This window comes from Cerasicoccus frondis (assembly GCA_031296915.1).
Taxonomy (GTDB): Bacteria; Verrucomicrobiota; Verrucomicrobiia; order Opitutales; family Cerasicoccaceae; genus Cerasicoccus; species Cerasicoccus frondis.
The window spans coordinates 40,007-57,121 of record JAVDPC010000002.1 but is presented as its reverse complement, the minus strand read 5'-3'; the positions used below and the strand labels follow the sequence as shown (position 1 = coordinate 57,121).

The 17,115-nt window shown below is 51.2% G+C and carries 11 protein-coding genes and 1 tRNA gene; 8 read left to right on the top strand and 4 right to left on the bottom strand.

Annotated features, from left to right (window positions below):
- The first annotated feature begins 48 nt into the window (after window positions 1-48).
- The 6 genes from RBB63_RS01725 (at window position 49) to RBB63_RS01700 (ending at window position 5,327) form a co-directional block, all read left to right on the top strand.
- Entirely contained in the window at window positions 49-510 is a 462-nt protein-coding gene (locus RBB63_RS01725; RefSeq protein ID WP_309380475.1) for a hypothetical protein, read from the top strand.
- A gap of 141 nt (window positions 511-651) precedes the next feature.
- The gene (locus tag RBB63_RS01720; RefSeq protein ID WP_425503858.1) at window positions 652-1,827 is read left to right on the top strand and encodes a pyridoxal phosphate-dependent aminotransferase; all 1,176 of its coding nucleotides are present in this window, start codon (window positions 652-654) and stop codon (window positions 1,825-1,827) included.
- 184 nt (window positions 1,828-2,011) lie between these two features.
- Window positions 2,012-2,497: a CYTH domain-containing protein gene (locus RBB63_RS01715; RefSeq protein WP_309380471.1), complete on the top strand. Its 486-nt coding sequence runs from the start codon at window positions 2,012-2,014 to the stop codon at window positions 2,495-2,497.
- A complete protein-coding gene (locus RBB63_RS01710; RefSeq protein WP_309380469.1) occupies window positions 2,494-4,146 on the top strand; it encodes a CHAD domain-containing protein in 1,653 nt (550 codons plus the stop codon). Before RBB63_RS01715 ends, RBB63_RS01710 begins: the two co-directional genes overlap by 4 nt.
- A complete protein-coding gene (locus RBB63_RS01705) occupies window positions 4,143-4,892 on the top strand; it encodes a ParA family protein (RefSeq protein ID WP_309380467.1) in 750 nt (249 codons plus the stop codon). The genes RBB63_RS01710 and RBB63_RS01705 overlap by 4 nt, the downstream gene beginning before the upstream one ends.
- A 358-nt stretch (window positions 4,893-5,250) precedes the next feature.
- A tRNA-His gene (locus RBB63_RS01700) sits at window positions 5,251-5,327 on the top strand.
- Window positions 5,328-5,511: 184 nt separating this feature from the next.
- Here RBB63_RS01700 and RBB63_RS01695 read toward each other — a convergent pair.
- The 4 genes from RBB63_RS01695 to RBB63_RS01680 all read right to left on the bottom strand — a co-directional run bounded on the left by RBB63_RS01695 (window position 5,512) and on the right by RBB63_RS01680 (window position 12,126).
- Window positions 5,512-7,008 (bottom strand): sulfatase-like hydrolase/transferase, encoded by a 1,497-nt coding sequence (locus RBB63_RS01695; protein WP_309380465.1) that lies wholly within the window; start codon window positions 7,006-7,008, stop codon window positions 5,512-5,514.
- A gap of 64 nt (window positions 7,009-7,072) precedes the next feature.
- Window positions 7,073-9,286, bottom strand: a complete 2,214-nt coding sequence (locus tag RBB63_RS01690) for a glycosyl hydrolase family 8 (RefSeq protein ID WP_309380463.1) — start codon at window positions 9,284-9,286, stop codon at window positions 7,073-7,075.
- Window positions 9,287-9,524: 238 nt separating this feature from the next.
- Window positions 9,525-10,886 carry a hypothetical protein gene (locus RBB63_RS01685; protein ID WP_309380461.1) on the bottom strand — a complete coding sequence of 454 codons (1,362 nt, stop codon included), beginning with the start codon at window positions 10,884-10,886 and terminating at the stop codon, window positions 9,525-9,527.
- Between the two features lie 157 nt (window positions 10,887-11,043).
- A complete protein-coding gene (locus tag RBB63_RS01680) occupies window positions 11,044-12,126 on the bottom strand; it encodes a LacI family DNA-binding transcriptional regulator (RefSeq protein ID WP_309380459.1) in 1,083 nt (360 codons plus the stop codon).
- Between the two features lie 278 nt (window positions 12,127-12,404).
- Here RBB63_RS01680 and RBB63_RS01675 point away from each other — a divergent pair, with 278 nt between their 5' ends.
- Together RBB63_RS01675 and RBB63_RS01670 are read left to right on the top strand one after the other, a co-directional pair.
- Window positions 12,405-16,373, top strand: coding sequence for a hypothetical protein (locus RBB63_RS01675; protein WP_309380457.1), 3,969 nt, complete (start codon window positions 12,405-12,407; stop codon window positions 16,371-16,373).
- Window positions 16,374-16,395: 22 nt separating this feature from the next.
- Window positions 16,396-17,070: a hypothetical protein gene (locus RBB63_RS01670; RefSeq protein WP_309380455.1), complete on the top strand. Its 675-nt coding sequence runs from the start codon at window positions 16,396-16,398 to the stop codon at window positions 17,068-17,070.
- Window positions 17,071-17,115: the final 45 nt, after the last annotated feature.

The following is a 17,115-nucleotide window of genomic DNA, read 5'->3' as shown; positions in this document are numbered from 1 at the left end:
CAAGTAAAGGACTAACCTAATATGGCTACGAAAAAAACAACCAAGAAAGTGGCGAAGAAAAAGGCGGCTCCTAAGAAGGCCGTGAAGAAAGCCGCGAAAAAGCCAGCTGCAAAGAAAGCGGCTGTTAAAAAGGTCGCCAAGAAGGCCGTGAAGAAAGCCGTCAAAAAAGCGCCGGCCAAGAAAGCGGTGAAGAAGGCCGCCAAAAAAGCTGCGAAGAAAGCGCCTGCGAAAAAAGCCGCCAAGAAAAAGGTCGCTAAGAAGGCCGTGAAAAAGGCAGTCAAAAAAGCAGCGAAGAAGAAGGTCGCTAAGAAAGCGGTAAAGAAAGTGGCGAAGAAAGCCGTGAAGAAGGCCGCTAAAAAAGCGACAGCGAAGAAGGCCGCGAAAAAGGCAGTGAAGAAAACTGCGAAGAAAGCGGTGAAGAAGGCAGCCGTCGTTGAAGCGACTACACCGGCAGTTCCCGTCAAGAAGGCTAAGAAAAAAGCGAAAAAGTCCAAGAAAGCCAAGAAGTAGGAATCTCTGATTCGTAGCCTTGCGAATTTCCTTTCTCACCCGGCCTTAGGGCCGGGTGTTGAAAAGGATTGCTTTGCGGGGCAGGATGCTGAAGCTTGCCGGGTTTAACCTATATTAGAAAACCCAATGTCAGCATCAGAGATTATCTTATCCCCCTGGGCTCGGAACATTTCCCCGTCTCCAACCCTCGCAGTCGACGCCAAGGCCAAGGCTCTTAAAGCCGAAGGCAAGGATGTCTGCGGATTTGGCGCGGGAGAGCCGGATTTTGACACGCCTGAATTTATTAAACAAGCGTGCGAGGAATCCCTGCGCCGTGGTGACACCAAGTACGCGCCAGCGGCGGGCTTGCCCAAGCTGCGCGCGGCCCTAGCGGAAAAATACATTAACGAAAACGGCGTTGCTGGCGTAAAGCCCGAGCAGATCGTCGTTAGCCCAGGTGGAAAGTTTTCCTGCTATCTGGCGATTTTAGCGGTCTGTGGTCCAGGTGACGAAGTCATCATCCCGGCGCCTTACTGGGTGAGCTACCCGGAAATGGTTAAGCTTGCCGGGGCTACGCCCAAGACGGTTTTTGCTGGTGACGATCAGGGATTTAAGATCACGCCCGAGCAATTAAAGGCCGCCATTACGCCGAAGACTCGGTTGCTCGTGCTCAACAGCCCGTCGAACCCGACTGGCGCGCTTTACAGCAAAGCGGAAATCGAAGCGATCATGGCGGTGGCGATTGAAGCTGGCATCTACGTGATGTCGGACGAAATTTACGAATACCTGCTTTATGATGGCGTGGAGTTTGTTTCTCCGGCCAGCTTGAGTGAGGAAGCCGCAGCGCTGACGATCACCGTTTCCGGTTTCTCGAAGACATTCTCCATGACTGGTTGGCGCCTGGGCACACTGATGGCTCCAGCTCCGATTGCCAAGGCGGTGGCCAACTTGCAGAGCCAGACATCGTCCAATGCAACAACCTTTGCACAATGGGGCGCCCTTGCGGCGTTGGAGAAGCCAGTAGAAGCCAGGGAGGCCATTGCGGGTATGCTGAAGGTGTTTGATCGCCGACGCATCACCTTGCTCGATGGCTTGAACGCAATCGACGGCATTTGCTGTGATCGCGCGCAGGGGGCTTTTTACCTGTTCCCGAATATTTCGTCCTATGGCCTGAACTCGACGGACTTTTCGGCTAAGCTGCTTGAAGACGAGCTCGTGGCAGTTGTGCCTGGCGTCGCCTTTGGCGCAGATGATTACGTGCGTTTGTCATACGCCACGAGTGATGAAGTTATCTCGAAGGGCCTTGAGCGCCTTGAGCGCTTTTGCAAAGGCCTCTAGTTATCGGTCATTTCTCTCAAAAGCGGAAGGCAAGGCGCCTTCCGCTTTTTTGTTACAGCGATTCTGAAGATGCTGGAATTAGATGTAACATTAAATAGCTTGGAATTTTCTCTGATCCGATTGGTCTAGTTACACGGGTGAAACGCTATTGTTTCGCTGGCGTAACGCTAATTGCCAAACCGACATGCCAATCGAGATCGAGAGAAAATTCATTGCCCGGGAGGATGAACTCCCGCCACCAACACTGAGCACACGGCTGGAGCAGGGGTATATTGATCGGGACAGGGCGACGGTGCGCGTGCGTGTCAGTGGCGATGTCTGTTACCTGACAATTAAGGGCGCCGTGTCGGGCAAAAGCCGTTTGGAGTATGAGTATCCGATACCGCTTGATGAAGGCCGTGAATTGTTGGAGTTGCTGTGTCGTCGCCCGGTCATTGAGAAAACGCGCCACTTGATAGACCATGCTGGCCATCAGTGGGAAGTTGATGTGTTTGACGGCGACAATGCCGGTCTGGTTGTGGCGGAAGTTGAATTGGATGATGAAGACGAGGTGGTGGAATTGCCCGCCTGGGTTGGCCGCGAGGTAACTAGTGATGGGAAATACGCGAATGCGGCATTGGCGAAGCGCCCGTATTCGAAATGGAGTGAGGAGGAAAAGTCGGGCGCATGAAGACGACTTCGGGATTCATCTTACCCATGACGGATGCTGGCCGCAAAATGCTGCGTGGCTTGAAGTCCGATGTCGGATTGCAGGGTGGCAGTAAAGAACGTCGACGTTGGACTGTTCTCGATACTTTTGACTGGCGGTTGCTGTCAGCGAATTGCGTGCTGCTGCGTGATGGAAAAATTTGTGAGTTACACCGCTGCGCAGGTGATGAGCTAATTGCGAGCGTGCCATTGCAAGGTGCAAAAAAAAACTTAGCGGCTGTGGATTTTCCCCAGGGAACTTTGCGAGACAAAGTAAGCGGTCCCGTATCGATTCGCGCTGTGATGCCCCGCGCGGAGTTTATTCGCGAAGTGGAAAGCTATCGTATTGAAAATCATGATGGTAAAACAGTCGTCCGCTTAGAGCTTGAGACTTTGCTACGTCCGGTTGTCCGACAGAAGCCGCTGCCGTTTCAGCGTTTAGTGCGCGTTGTTGCGCTCAAGGGTTACGAAGGCGACGCGAAAGATGTTTCGCTAAAAATCGCCGGCCTGGGATTGCAAGCGCATACGGATACGCGGCATTATGCATTTGCAGCTTTGGAGGCCTCGGGGGTTACGCCGTTTGACTACGCTTCAAAAATCAAGCTTCAGTTTGCGCCGGAGTTATCGGCGCGTGACGCATGCACCGAGATTCTACAGGCATCGCTCGATCAAATGCAGATTAATGTTTCGGGTATGTTGGCGGATGTGGACTCCGAGTTCCTGCATGATTTTCGCGTTTCGTTGCGGAGGACTCGATCGCTGCTGCAACTCGTCAAGGGGGTGTACGCCGAAGACAAAGTGCTTCGCTTCAAGCAAGAGTTGGGCGATGTGATGAAGCGCACCAATCGACTGCGGGATTTGGATGTTTATCTGCTCGAGCAGAACAAATACGCCAAGCTGTTACCCGAAGGCTTGCGCCCGGGGTTAGCATTTTTCTTTGCCGACTTAGCCAAGGAACGCAATGCGGTCTTTAAAAAATTTGCCCGCGATTTTCAGACGGCGACAGTAAAAAACAAGCTCAAGGCATGGGAACGGTTCGTGCGCACGGAGGCGCGTCAGCATTGTGTTGATTGTCCCGATGGTGATCGTCCGGTAAAGGAGTTGGCGAACCGCCTATTGCTGAAGCGCTTTAAGCGAATTATCAAAGATGGGCGTAGGATAACGAATGAGACGCCGGATTATGCTGTCCATGATTTGCGCATTCAATTTAAGAAATTTCGCTACTTGCTGGAGTTTTTCCGGTCTCTATACGACAGCGACGAATTGGAGTTTTTGATTAAGCGTTCGCGTAAAATCCAAAATGTTTTGGGTTCTTTTAATGACGTTTGCGTGCAGCAGGATACGATCTCCGAATACCTGTCCACGATCAACTTGAAGCGTCCCGAAGCAGTACAGCTATGCGCGGCGCTTGGAGCATTGGTGGCTGAATTGGAGCGCAAGCGTCATGCCGAGCGCAAAAAGTTTAAGGCGGCGTTTAATACGCTCGATGAGTCGCGTGTGTTGGCAGTGGCCGATCATTTATTTCATCCGTTGGTGACGGATGAAGGAGCGAACCCGCCTTTTGAGCCTGCTGCTGAGAAGACCCCAAAACCGAAACCACGAAAGAGAGCATTGAAGAAATCAGCGACATGAAAGTATTGGCAGTCTACAACATCAAGGGCGGCGTGGGAAAAACCGCAGCAGCAGTTAACTTGGCTTATCTCTCTGCGCGCTCGGGTAACCGCACTTTGCTTTGTGATCTGGACCCGCAAGGATCCTCGTCGTTTTATTTTCGCGTTCGGCCTGATAAGAAGCATGGCCCGAAAAAGCTGCTCCAGGGGGGCAAGAAATTGGATCGCGAAATTCGTGAGTCCGACTACCCGAATTTGCATTTGCTGCCTTCGGCAATGGCGTATCGGAATCTCGACATCGAGCTGGATCACTCGAAGCGTTCAAAAAAGCGGCTGCGTGATTCCTTGAAGAGTCTGGTCGGGGACTATGATTTGGTGGTGATCGATTCGCCGCCGAACGTCACCTTATTGAGTGAGAATATTTTCCGTGCGGCGGATGTCATCCTGACGCCGGTCATTCCCACGACGTTATCGATGCTCACCTACGGGCAAATTATCGATTTTTTTAAAAAGGAAGGCTTAAAGACCCAAAAGCTCCGCGCTTTTTTCTCGATGGTGGAACGGCGAAAAAAAATGCACGTCGACACTATGGAGCAGGCTCGGAAGAAAGATAAGCGGTTCCTTCAGCCCATTATCCCGATGGCGGCGGCGGTCGAGAAAATGGGATTGCACCGTGAGCCTCTGGTCGCCTTTGACGCTCGCTCTCCTGCAGCCAAAGCTTACGGCGACTTATGGGAAGATGCGTCCATGCTGCTGCGTGAAGCTTAGAGCACTTTTCATCTAGATTGGCCGATCAGGCCGCAGTGCTTTTTCGTGTCCAGCAAGGCGGCTTGAGCGTCGCAGGCTGGAAGCCTGTGAGCAAAAAGCCAACAACGCTGGCGCGGAAAAGCACTCGGTTTTGGGCTTGGGGCCAGATTGGAAGTTCGCGGCGTTGGCATTTCAATCACGGGCTTCCAGCCCGCTCAATCAAAGCCGCCTTGCGCTGCATCCAATCTCTCCCCCACCTGACTCGGCCAATCTAGATGAAAAGTGCTCCAGTGCCCCGCTCGTATCCGTTGAAAATTCTCGAAAAGAGGGTATTGACAGTGGGGCAAATAATTCGTTTTCTCTTCGCTTCTCTTTCTTGGTGGATGTAGCTCAGTTGGTTAGAGCACCGGTTTGTGGTACCGGGGGTCGCGGGTTCAAGTCCCGTCTTCCACCCCATTTATTTAGGTTGCCAAGTCTGTGTGAGGCAGAGCTACAAACGGACGCGCCATTGAAAGTATGCACAAGTGGCATTTGGGGGGGAGCTTGAGAGGATTCACTTTCAGACCAAGAAAATTCGCTCTTCGGGATGCCTCGGTTCAGTTTGTGTAAGAGACCTCTCCTCGCTGGTTTAATAAATCAATCAAGCGCCAAATTCTTCCAAATAAGGGCGATCAGTATCTGTCTTTAGCGACCATTCGATAAGCTTTAGTTGTAGATCGCTTGCGATGGCTGAATGTTCTAACGAGCCATACAGGTTTTTTAATTCGTAGGGATCCTTGGCGACATTAAAGAGTTCATTGCCTCCAGTTTCGCGGATAACTAATTTCCATTCCTTGGTGCGCGCCATTTTACAGCGCGCCATGGCGTCTGGGCATTCTTTGTAGGTGAGCTGCTTGCCGCCAACGGTTTTGACCTGTCGACCATTATGCTCCTGCCAGGTTGGCGCGTTAAATCGCTCTCGCATCGAAGCTTCATGCCCTCCGTCAGCAAATACGGTATCTTTTCCCGGTCGACCATGGATGACCGGTAACATGGAAGAACCATGCCAGACCCATTTTTGAGGCCGTTCGCAGTGGAGGTAGTCTAATATCGTTGCTGGCAGATCAACATGCTCAGTCATCTCTTCGATGAGTTGACCACTTGGTATGTCGGGGCCCGCGATGATGAATGGCACCCGTAGTAGACAGTCTTGAAGCGAAGCGTCCCACTTTTCGTTGATGCCGTATTGGCCGGCAAAGTCGCCATGATCAGATGTGAAAATAACGAGGGTGTTTTCAGTTAGGTTTTGTGTTTCAAGGGTGTTAAGGACTTGGCCTACGAGCGTATCAATGAAGCTGATCATGGCGTAATAAACCGCCTGTATCTCGCGCAGAGATGCTTCGCTGATGTCGTTGCCTAGGCGCCATCTGCGTTGCGCTACGAGCGGCAGACTGGCATTTTCTGGTAGCTGATGGGGGAAGGCGGCAATGTTTGCCGGATCATACATTGAGTAAAAAGGATCGTGTATTTGGTAAGGTGGATGAGGCTTACTTAAATTCAACTCCATGAAGAAAGGTTTATCTGGCGTGCGGAGTTCATTGAGATAATAGCAGGCTTGGTTCGCACGGTTTTGGTCTGAAAAGTCCGTTACTTCACCCTCTTCCAAACCTTCGTAGTGAATGGTTCTCAGGGCTTCGATGTGCCCGCCTGACCTTGCCTTTCCCGAGGGAAATGTCTCTGGCCTTAAAGCCATGTCCGCAAGGGGGCCTTCGGTGAATGATGTGTAATCAACTGCGCCAGCGCCTACTTTATTACTCTCTTCACCTTCACCGGAAAACCATTCTTTCATCCAAACGTGGTTGAGCCCGAATACAGCTGTTTCGTAGCCATGGTCTCGCAGGAAGGTCGCGAGGTTCGGGTCTCCTTCGGGTAAATGGTTCGGCCCCATTACCGTGCGCAAGCCGTCTGTATGGGTATAGCGACCGGTGTGCATTGAGCAGCGTGATGGAACGCACTTGGGAAAGACTGCAAAGTGTCGATCCAGAACAACGCCACGCTTTGCCAGGGAGTCTATATTAGGTGTTCTTACGTCTGGGTTTCCAGTAATGCCGAGGCAGTCGCCGCGCAATTCATCAGCAGTAATGAGCACTATATTCATCATGTGTGTCTGGGAGGAATCAGCAGATGTCCGTCACTACCGTGATGCCCTCATCATGCAGTTCCTAATGTTGGCGTAGAGAGATGTCATCGAAGTATGCTGAGCCTGTGGTCGTGGCGGTAAGCACTAAGTCTACGCGTGCAAATGAAGCGTTGGACGGCGAAGTGGCCTCATCAACCGTGTAGGTGTAGTTGTCGTTGGAGCCGACGTCGCCAACGGTCCAGTTTGAGATGTAAACGCCCGAGCTATTCAGCCATTGCACTCGCAGGCGAGCGGAGTGGCCGTTGTCCAAGTTGACCGTCTTCAGGTATCCGGAGCAGTGGTAAGCGGTGTTGGGCGTGACCGGGACGACTTGGCTTGCGTAGGTCAATGAGCCTCCGGTTACGGCGTTCATTCGCGCGCTGTTGTAGGCGGAATTCTTGTTGTATGAGACGACGTAGCCGTTGGCGGGAAAGCTCCAGGAAGCGCCGCCATCTTCAAAGCCTCCGTCATTAACGAGACTGGGCTCAAGTTCGAAGAGATTAGGAGCATTGCCCGTCATGGATAGCAGGGCAAACAGTTGTAGCGAACGGGCAAAATAACTATCGTAGGAGGAACCTTGGTAGTTGGTAATTAAGCTAGTGTATATCTGATTGCGCCAAGTGTTGAATGAACTCGACACCATCGCTGCGACTCCTACTGGCGCGGTGAAAGACAGGGAGTTGTAGTTGAGCTTTACCGCGCCATCCGGGATGCTATAGGATTTTATGGCTGTTGGCGTGCTATTGCTCGCTGTCTTCATGAAGTCAGCAATTTCGTAGGTGTTATCGTAGGCTAGGGTGTCCTGGGATGTGCCGTTCCATAAGTAGTCTGTGCCGATGCGCCACGCAGCGCGGCAGGCTTCGTAGCCATGGGCGTAAGAATCCTCATCGATATTACCATAACCAACAGGCACGCCGTGACCATCAGGGTCGTGCCAGTCTGGGAGTAGGCCTCGGGCGTAGATGGTGTTGTTATTATAGAAATAATCGATTTCGCTGTAGCAGGCGGGGATAACTGAGTCGGTCCAATAATTCGAACCGGTGACAGAGCTAAAAATTTTATACCAGGCTGGTGCGTAGTAAGAAATGTTTTGTATCTCATCGCCAGATGATCCTGTTCCAGCGCCAAGCAGGTCGTAGGCATTTTGGCGGCAAATATGAACTTCTATTCGGTGAATCAAAGTCTTGGCATGATCAATGTATGGAATGCCGTCCTCTGAGCCCCATTGTCGGTCGGCGAAAATCAAGGCCAGGGCAACGTCTTGTTCGGCGTCTGCGGCTGAAGCATAGTTCAGAGTGTCGGGATCTTGGTTTGGTTGTACAGTCCAGTGCATCATTCCCTTGTTGTTCAAACGACGCATGTAGTAATTGAAGAGACCGTCGAAGATAGGGCGTGTGTTGTTCTTCGCATTATCCATGAAGACACAATAGAGCATAGCGTAACCAATGCCTTCAGAGGTCGTTTTATTTCCGGACTGTAATACTCGCCATTCGCCGTTGGCAGTGGCGCCGCTTTGTGTGATGAAATTGCCCTTGTAGTCATCCCATCGCTGCTGCACATGGGTATTCATGGATACTTGAGAGTAGTTATTCGCTTTCAGGCCATAGGCATACTCAACTGCATGCGGGAAGGGATATGCTGGGTTATCGGTTGTCGCTGGCGCAATGAATTCAAAATTGTCTACCGCCGAGCCTGAGTTGGTGTTGCTTAATGAACCGGTGACTTTGAGCACGATGTAATTGTAGCCAGAGCTGAAGTCGACTGGCATGTAATAGCGCGTTCGATTGAAGGTTTCGCTTTCAATACGGGCGTTGGTGTGGTCGAGCAGAACTGCGTTGGCATCTATGCCGTTGCCACCAGTGGTGAAGCCAGAGTTGAAGGAATCGACTCCATAAACTTGAATTTCCAAGCTATTGTTGTCTCCAGTATCTGTGCTGAATACATCGAAAATTAGTCCAGCTCCGCCAGTTGTCGCTTGTCCGTCGGTGATCACCTGAATCAGCGATTTTTTCGTGGTCGATACGCTGGCATTGCGTACTGCAACGGCGTCGTTATCGATGGTGTTCCATGTCCAACTACCGTCACTGGGGGCATACCAACCTTGGTCGGCATGGCTTTGGCCAACCAGGTATGTTTGCCCGATGGCGCTATCGAAACCGGGATTGCTGATTGTCGGTTGTGCAGAGGCGACGTTACTCAGGCAGATGCCGAGTAGAAGGGCTGTGGGGGAGAGGCTTGGAAGAGTGTAGTGAGACATGGGGTATTGTGTGGGTTCATAGATTTATTTCATTAGGTTAAGGTATCCAAATTGGTTTGGACGGTTCCAATTTTTGGCGTGCAGGATGCCTATTGCCTAAAAATTACGTTCGGATGATCACGGATTGAGTTGATGGTAGAGGCGGGTGGCTACCTCACTCGCCAGTGCGGAACATCATGGGCCAAGGCCGGATTAAAGTGATTTTCGCAAGTCGGCCAGTGTGTCTTTCTAGACTGATTTAAGCGGTGGCGGCCTTGCGGCGACGAACGAAAAATGTGAGTGTGCCCAACAGACCGCCAATCGCTAGTGCGGTTGTGCGAGGCTCAGGGATTGCGGCGAGATTCAGGTCTATGTTGCCGCCATCGAAAGTAAAGGTTCCGGTCCATCCGCTATTCGCAATGATCCAGCTTCCCACTCCTGGGTCTGATGCAAGGCCAGTGATGAGGTTGTCATACTCCCCGGGAGTCATGCCATCATCCAGGAATAGAAAATTTTGATCGCTATCAAAATTTGTGGCGCCTGCGCCGGATAGGACGAGTGTCGAGTGTGTTCCACTTGCGCCCAAGGCTAGTGAGATGGTGGAGCCGTCGGCGAAGGTTATCCCGCTATCGGAATTCAGAATGATTGTAGAGCCGGCAGTGGGTTCGCTCGAAAGTGTGCCGCCAATCGTGATGTCGCCATTGCCAGTTATTACTGATTGTCCATCGGCTACAATTAGCGCGCCGTCAACATCGACGTTTCCATTGGTAGTCGTGAGCGTGTCCTGAAAGGTAATTGTCTTGTTGGTTCCGATATTGACTGAGAACGTTCCGCTATGGTTTCCCCAAGTTGCCGCAGATGAGCCTGAGCCATCGAAGTTCAGCGTAGCGGTGACAAAGGAACCTGCGTTCTGGAGGGAGCCTTGGTTATTGAGTCCGCCACCAACATTGATCGTTCCGGTTATGGGAGTGTTGGCAGTCCCGAATTGATAGGTTGCTCCACTGTTGATCGTGACGTCACCACCGATGGTATTGAAGCCATTACTATTGAAGGACGTGGCGCGGATGGAGCCTTGGTTGAGGGTCAGATTGCCGGTTAGGGTCAGGCTGCCAGTGTTCGAATTGCCCGTTGAGTCATAGATGAGGTTCCCGTAGGGATTGTCGCGAACAGTGTTTAAGCTTCCTCCCACTACAAAATTGCTGTCGGTGGCGATGGAATTAAAATTTAAGTTACTATACGAGCTGGTGACTGAATACGTGGAGTTGCTTTCCAGATTGAGTGTAATGTTGTGATTAAATGATCCCGCAGTCACGGTGGCGCCGCTCTCGAGTACAACAAAGGAGTTGGCGCCATTGACGGCCATTGTCGAACTGAAGGTATTGAGATCTTGCCCGTTTTGAACGGTCAGAAGAATGTTGTCGGCGGACATGGAAGACGGAGTCGCGCCTGATCCATCGGTGTTGACGCCCCAACTGCTGGCGAGATTCGCATTTTCTCCGACTTTCCAGTAATACGTTGTTTGGGCTGAAACAACCGGCGCAATGAGTAAGCTAGCCAGGAGAAGTCCTGGGAGTTTCGAAACGTTGGAAGACAGGGGAGGGGTGGGTAGATTTTGATTCATGGCGGCCAACTTGATCTTAAATCAAGCAAAGAGCAAGAAAGAAATTGGACAGTTCCAATTTTTGGAGTGAATGCTATGGTGAAGGACATTCATTTTGCACTTTGGTTGTTCCAAGACAGCCCCGTTGGGGCAAATTTGACTGAAAGCTGAATGTGCGTTAGCCTTTGGGGGGCGGCGCCAACGTAGCTTCGTTATCCACTTTTAATGATAGTGCTACCGGGGGAAATTGTTTGGCGGGATTCTCAATTTTCTTCAGCAGCATTTCGACAGAGCGCCGTCCGACCTCCTCTAAGTTGAGCTGAATGGTGGAAATGGTGATGCCGGTGCTATTGCGGTTATAGCGGCCAAACGCGATCAAGGAAAAGTCTTCTGGAACCCGGAGCCCCATGCTCAGTGCTGCGACCAAAAGCGGGGCCGCGACCTCGGCGGTCTCGTAACAAATGAAGGCCGTCGGGCGGTTGTTCCGTTGCAATATCTGGCGCATTAATTCGTGGCGCTTATCCAACTTGATTTCGGTGATTGGCTCACTTGAGGGGACACGGACTCTTAGGGGGCTTAATTTGGCTTTCTTCATGGCGCGCTCATACCCTTTGAACCGGTCAACTTCGCTGTAATGGTCGAACTGATAGAGGTGTAGGTAGCCAATGCGCTTGTGTCCGAGGGCAATGAGGCGCTCCGTTGCGTCGTGCGCGGCTTGGAAATCATTGGGGTGGACGCAGTCACAGGGAAGTTTACTGTTCATCCAGACGGTTGGAATCTGGTGGCGTTCGATCAGGTTGAACATCTTGCTTGGCAGCGAGCCTGGGTAGTGGATCAACAAGCCGTCACAGGACCATTCTTCCAGTACTTTTGGGACATTGCCGGGAGCGCTCAGGTGTTGTTTGTCCAGCCAAGTCAGATTAAGTCGGTAGCCTTGTGACTCCAGTGCATCATCAGCTCCGTACACTTGCTCTGCCGGCAAGAAGTAGGGGCTGTTCTTTCCCAAGATCATTGCAACCGTATTGAATCGTCCCGTGCGCATGGTCCGAGCAATCGAATTCACGCGGTAGCCCATCTCATCGCAGGCCTTAAGAATACGTTCACGCGTGGCGGGAGCCAGGGGGCAGTCTTCTTTGGAAGAACTGACGGCAAGAGCCACTGTAGACTTGGAGATGTTGAGTCGTTCGGCGATCACGCGGATCGATGGACCTCCTCGCTTCTTCGCAACGGTCGCCCTCTTTTTCGGTGGAGTCTTACTCATGTGGATCGCAGATTTAGTATTCTATTTTTACCTTTAGCTTGGACAGTTCTAAGGCGAACCAGAGCCTGAGTGTCAATCAGTAAGGGAAGCGGACTGATTCGGAGTCGATTGGGTCATGATTCCTGACATGCCATTGCAAAAGTTTCTCAATACGCATAAACAAGCCGTTCTTCTGTTTGCCTCATAAATAATTGCAATTTCAAGCTTGGCATGAGGCGGAAAAACGCCAAGCTATTGGACAGTTCCAAATGTGAGCGTTTCAGAACTTACCCCTATTAATGAAATTGTCTAACTCTAAGCCTGGGTTTGCCCTCGTCGTTGCCATCATGCTGATGGGGTTCATTGTTTTATTGTTGGTCACGGTTTCCACTTTGGTTCAAACGGAATTACAATTAACTAGTACGAAACAGTCAATGGAGGAAGCTCGCAACAATGCGCGCTTTGGCCTATTGATGGCATTGGGACGCTTGCAGAGCGCTACTGGTCCTGATCAGCGTGCTACCGCCCGTGCTGACATTATGTCTCAGACCTTACCGGAGAATCGCTATTGGACCGGAGTTTGGAAGACTATTGATGAAACGAATCCCAGTCAGGGGTTGGAAGCCTTGCGAGCATGGAGCACCGCTTCGGGGCAAGTGGACTGGTTAGTCAGCTCAATGACTTCCCCCACGCCGACTCAACAGCTTACGGACACTGTGCCGTTGGTCAATTTCATCGACCGTGAAACCGCTGCCGAACAGTCCGTTGAAGCTGGCCGCGTCTCAATATTACAGGACGACGTTTCGCGCGGCCACTATGCATGGTGGGTCGGAGATGAGGGGATCAAGGCAAAGTTCAATCTGCCTGCAAGTTACGAGGAGGGCAATAGCGCTGCTGAGAGTTGGTTGCTGGCGCAGGCGGCAATTCAAGCGCCGCATCAGCTTGGGATGGAAGCTTTTTCGGGGCTGCCTGATTTGTTCGATTATAGCGCTTTATCGTCCTCTGAACTTAGGAGCGTATCGAACGCTGAGAATTTAAACTTTTTGGCTGAGGGCGTAGACTCGGATATTTTGGACACGTTTCGTAAGGAAAGTTTTCACGATATGACGTTCTACTCATACGGTGTATTGTCGAATCAACGAAACGGCGGGCTTAAAAAAGATCTTAGTCGTGGTTTGGATGATCAGTTCCCGGAAAAATTGGCCGGGCGTCCGCTTTGGTGGCTACCGGAGCCTGTTACCGGAAAAGTAATCAAGGGGGAGCTTTGGGATGTGCTTTACGACTATGCGAATCTCTATCGTGACTATCCGGCCTGGCAGTTCTCGGGTTCCGTGAATAACTCAGGTTATGATTACAGCTATGTGCATCATGCTCAGACCGGTCCACGTGGGATAAGTGATCCGGGCGATCCGACCGCTGCAATGCCACTTCGTTTTTTTGGCCCTGAATCAACGAATGGGCAAGGGTCCTTTAATCGCTTGGGCAAGCAGATGGGCACGTCTTCTTATTACGTGAATCAGGTTATCAACCAGTATCAGGATAGTCATTGGAGCGTTAACGAAAGTACGCCCAAATCTGGACGCCCAGTGTGGAATGCGGTTAACCCAGTCGTCCTTGGCTGTCTTTGGCGCGTTGGCCTAGGTTCTATTGATTTGCTGAACTATAGTCAGAGCAGTGATTTCAGTTCTGACGGAGAACATAGCGGAGACTACTACGATCAACTTCAATACGACCGCACGGCTAATGAAATTATCTACGATAATCCTAATGGTGGAGGATATGGAGACCATCCGCTTGATTTGCCTGCAGACTGGGAAGGTCGTCCCGCTACCGGGCCAAATGCAGTGCAAGGAACACCTCGAAAATACTACCGTATGTTCTTTGCTCTGCAACCTGTGGTTGTGCTCTGGAATCCCTACAGCACGCCGCTTGAGGTCAATGGCTTGAAGATCGTTTCGAATTTTGAGCCATGGGTGAGTATTGATTTCAATGATGGAACAGGCTCGGGCGTTAAGCCGGTTAAAGTACAGAAATACATGAACTACACTTCGGGCGGTTCGACGCAGAAATTTTGGGTTGTTGAGGATAATCCTCATGCAATTTTGCCGAGTAGCGCTGATGTGGGGCCTAAGTCGAATAATGCATCGGAACAGGATGATCGTTTTCTGTTGGCGGATGATGCGCTGATGGCGGGCGCGGAATTCAGTGCGGGTATTGAAATAAACGATGTCGTCCTGGCGCCAGGGCAGATTCAGGTGTTTTCTGCGAACTCCAACCATCAACTAGTGGCCAATGCAGACATCCCCATGGTCGCAGGTGTGAATACCGACGCGGTGGTCATGCGCCGAACGCCTCTCAAGCATGACTTTCCCGCAGGCACGCGCATTAACTCTGTTCAGTTATTCTACGATCCGGAGAATGTGCCTAATTCAAATGAAGTTGATGGTCGGCAGAATTCGATGAAATTAGACATTCGCTATCAGGATCAAAACTGGGCGCCCGGTACGAGAACGAGCGCATCATTGGCTCAGCTTGATCAGTTTGCTCCGAATGCAGCATCGAGCGGAGATTGGGCTGAGAAGCATGAGTTTGATGTTGGAGTAAATATCGATGACATGACCGTCCCAACCGGATCCAATGGGGTGAACTTCAGCGAGTGGTTTAGTAATGTTGAGTGGTTTGCGGTGATAGGGGCGCAAACCAAAGATATTGATGAAACGGAAGGGGGCGTGCCGCTTTTCAGTCAGTTCAATGTGACCCGTGTGGCTGAGCGCGAAAATCCTTCTGATCTGGAAATGAGTGGTCTGCTCTGGAGGAACAAATTCTATTCCGATCCAGAGTTTCTGGATGCCGTGGAGAGTTCCGAGATTCCATTCTGGGACGGTGGCTCAGATGTTTGGAACGATGTGGATAATATTGTGTTGAAAGATATTCCCCGACAGCCGCTCTCATCGCTGACTCAACTCATGAGTGCGGGCATATCGGTGAACGATTGGGATCCTCTCTATGCAGTGGGCAGTTCCTATGCGCCTCCACTGGTTGCCCCGGATCAGGTGATAAATCGCTTTAACCAAACAGTTGGCGAGAACGGTGTCGGTGCATCCGCCGCGCTTGCGATGGACATTTCATTCCTATCCAATGAACGTCTATACGACGACTTTTTCTTTTCCACAGTGCCTCCCCAGAATAGTGATTCGAGTCGCCCCGGCTACAGCAGCACTTATGACTCCAGTGAAGTCCCGCCATTTAGAGATTTTACCGCAGACGATATTGAAGCAGAGACAAGCTTGCCAAACCCGCGAATGAAAGTTCTGCAGGATAAAGGCGACATTGATTACGAAACCAAGTTGGATCAACTGAGAGACTATGATGGGGCTGCATCTTTGCTCCTGGTTGATGGCGCTTTCAATGTGAATTCGACTTCGGTAGAGGCTTGGAAAACCGTCCTTTCCAGTTTGCGTAACCAGTCGGTCCCATCGTCCACTGGCGAAGTAAACGGGGCTGGGCAAGTGGGGCAGACGCCATTCCCGCGTGTTGCGACGTCCGTTGGGGACGACGAATTGACGGTGGAGAATCTTTTTTCCGGGCATGCCTCACTCGACGATGAGCAGATTCAGGCATTAGCTGAAGCTGTAGTCGAAGAGGTGAAATTGCGCGGACCGTTCTTGAGCCTGTCCGACTTCGTCAACCGCCGGTTGGAGGATTCAGATTTAGGATACAAAGGCGCGCTGCAGGCAGCACTTGATCGAACGGTAAACGCCGACAACGTGCGCTATGGCGAATCCGTTTCTTTGGGAGACGCCGATCATGCGGATAGTTCCTTCTGGCTGAATGACAGGCAGGGTAATCGCTTGCTGCGAACCGAACAACTTGCGCCAAAGCAAGGAGCGGGACTGCCTCAATGGATATTGCAGAATGATATTTTAAAATCGCTAGCTCCAGTCATGCAGGCGCGCTCCGACACCTTTCTAATTCGAGCCTATGGTGATACGACCAATCTTGCAGGAGAAACCATTTCGCGCGCTTGGTGTGAGGCCGTTGTGCAGCGACTGCCTGAATACGTGGATGCTAGGGCGAATCCGGACCCAACGGTTGAGCCTTGGTTGGTCACCGTCAACCCCTCGGGAGAGCGGCTCGATGTGTTGACGGCAAATAAGGCCTCAAGCGCGGATGATGCTTCTGCTGATACGCTGAGCGATGCTAATTTTTCAGTTGGTCGCCGATACCGAATCGTCTCCTTTCGCTGGCTCAATGAGAGCGAAATTTAACGTTAGTTTTTGTCCGTCTAGTATGAATTTATATATCTGCTCCCTCTGTTGCCTCAGTCTGGCTTTCGCCACTTCAGCGGAGTGTGCGGTAGATTTTCGCGTGTTGAACTGGGGGGGCGATATGTCAGGTATCTATTTCCAGAGTGGTGGTGATCAAATGCTCGAGATCGAGGCTGGGAAGCGTGGATTTTCCGAGACTTATTCCTACACGGGTCAGGAGCCTTTGCAGTTATTTCGGCAAGAGCTATCGGAGGAAGTGGGAACTGTCAGCTATCAGCCGATCGCAGTTTTGAAACCAACTCCAAACTTTAAAACCATTGGACTGATCTGCTTCGAGGTTCCTGAGAGTAACCAGTATCGGCTTTACCCATTGGATATTGGGTTAGACGCACTGCCCGCAGGCGCATTCTGTTTTGTTAACATGACGACGCGTCAGCTAGCGTTTCAAATCGGCGAGAGTGCATTTTATTTGGAGTCGGGGCAGAATAAGAAATTTATGAATGAGTCGTCTACAGGCATTGACCTGGATTCCGGTGGTCGCAGCATCGTCGTTCGGGCTGCTGAGCAGCAATCAGACACGTGGAATCAGGTGTTGAATGTCCGTTGGATGCTGAGTAGTGCGGCTCGCAGCTTTGTTATCGTTTACGATAATCCGATGGGAAAGATTGCCATCCGTCGTTTCAGTGACGATGGCTAGAAAGTATGGGAACTGGAGAGTTTTTTAAAACGACTTTGGAACTGT

Bases quoted from the DNA above. Each gene is read 5' to 3' on its own strand.
- RBB63_RS01680 (WP_309380459.1), bottom strand. From the start codon at position 12,126: ATGAGTAAGACTCCACCGAAAAAGAGGGCGACCGTTGCGAAGAAGCGA.
- RBB63_RS01670 (WP_309380455.1), top strand. From the start codon at position 16,396: ATGAATTTATATATCTGCTCCCTCTGTTGCCTCAGTCTGGCTTTCGCC.
- RBB63_RS01690 (WP_309380463.1), bottom strand. From the start codon at position 9,286: ATGTCTCACTACACTCTTCCAAGCCTCTCCCCCACAGCCCTTCTACTC.
- RBB63_RS01695 (WP_309380465.1), bottom strand. From the start codon at position 7,008: ATGAATATAGTGCTCATTACTGCTGATGAATTGCGCGGCGACTGCCTC.
- RBB63_RS01705 (WP_309380467.1), top strand. From the start codon at position 4,143: ATGAAAGTATTGGCAGTCTACAACATCAAGGGCGGCGTGGGAAAAACC.
- RBB63_RS01715 (WP_309380471.1), top strand. From the start codon at position 2,012: ATGCCAATCGAGATCGAGAGAAAATTCATTGCCCGGGAGGATGAACTC.
- RBB63_RS01710 (WP_309380469.1), top strand. From the start codon at position 2,494: ATGAAGACGACTTCGGGATTCATCTTACCCATGACGGATGCTGGCCGC.
- RBB63_RS01675 (WP_309380457.1), top strand. From the start codon at position 12,405: ATGAAATTGTCTAACTCTAAGCCTGGGTTTGCCCTCGTCGTTGCCATC.
- RBB63_RS01685 (WP_309380461.1), bottom strand. From the start codon at position 10,886: ATGAATCAAAATCTACCCACCCCTCCCCTGTCTTCCAACGTTTCGAAA.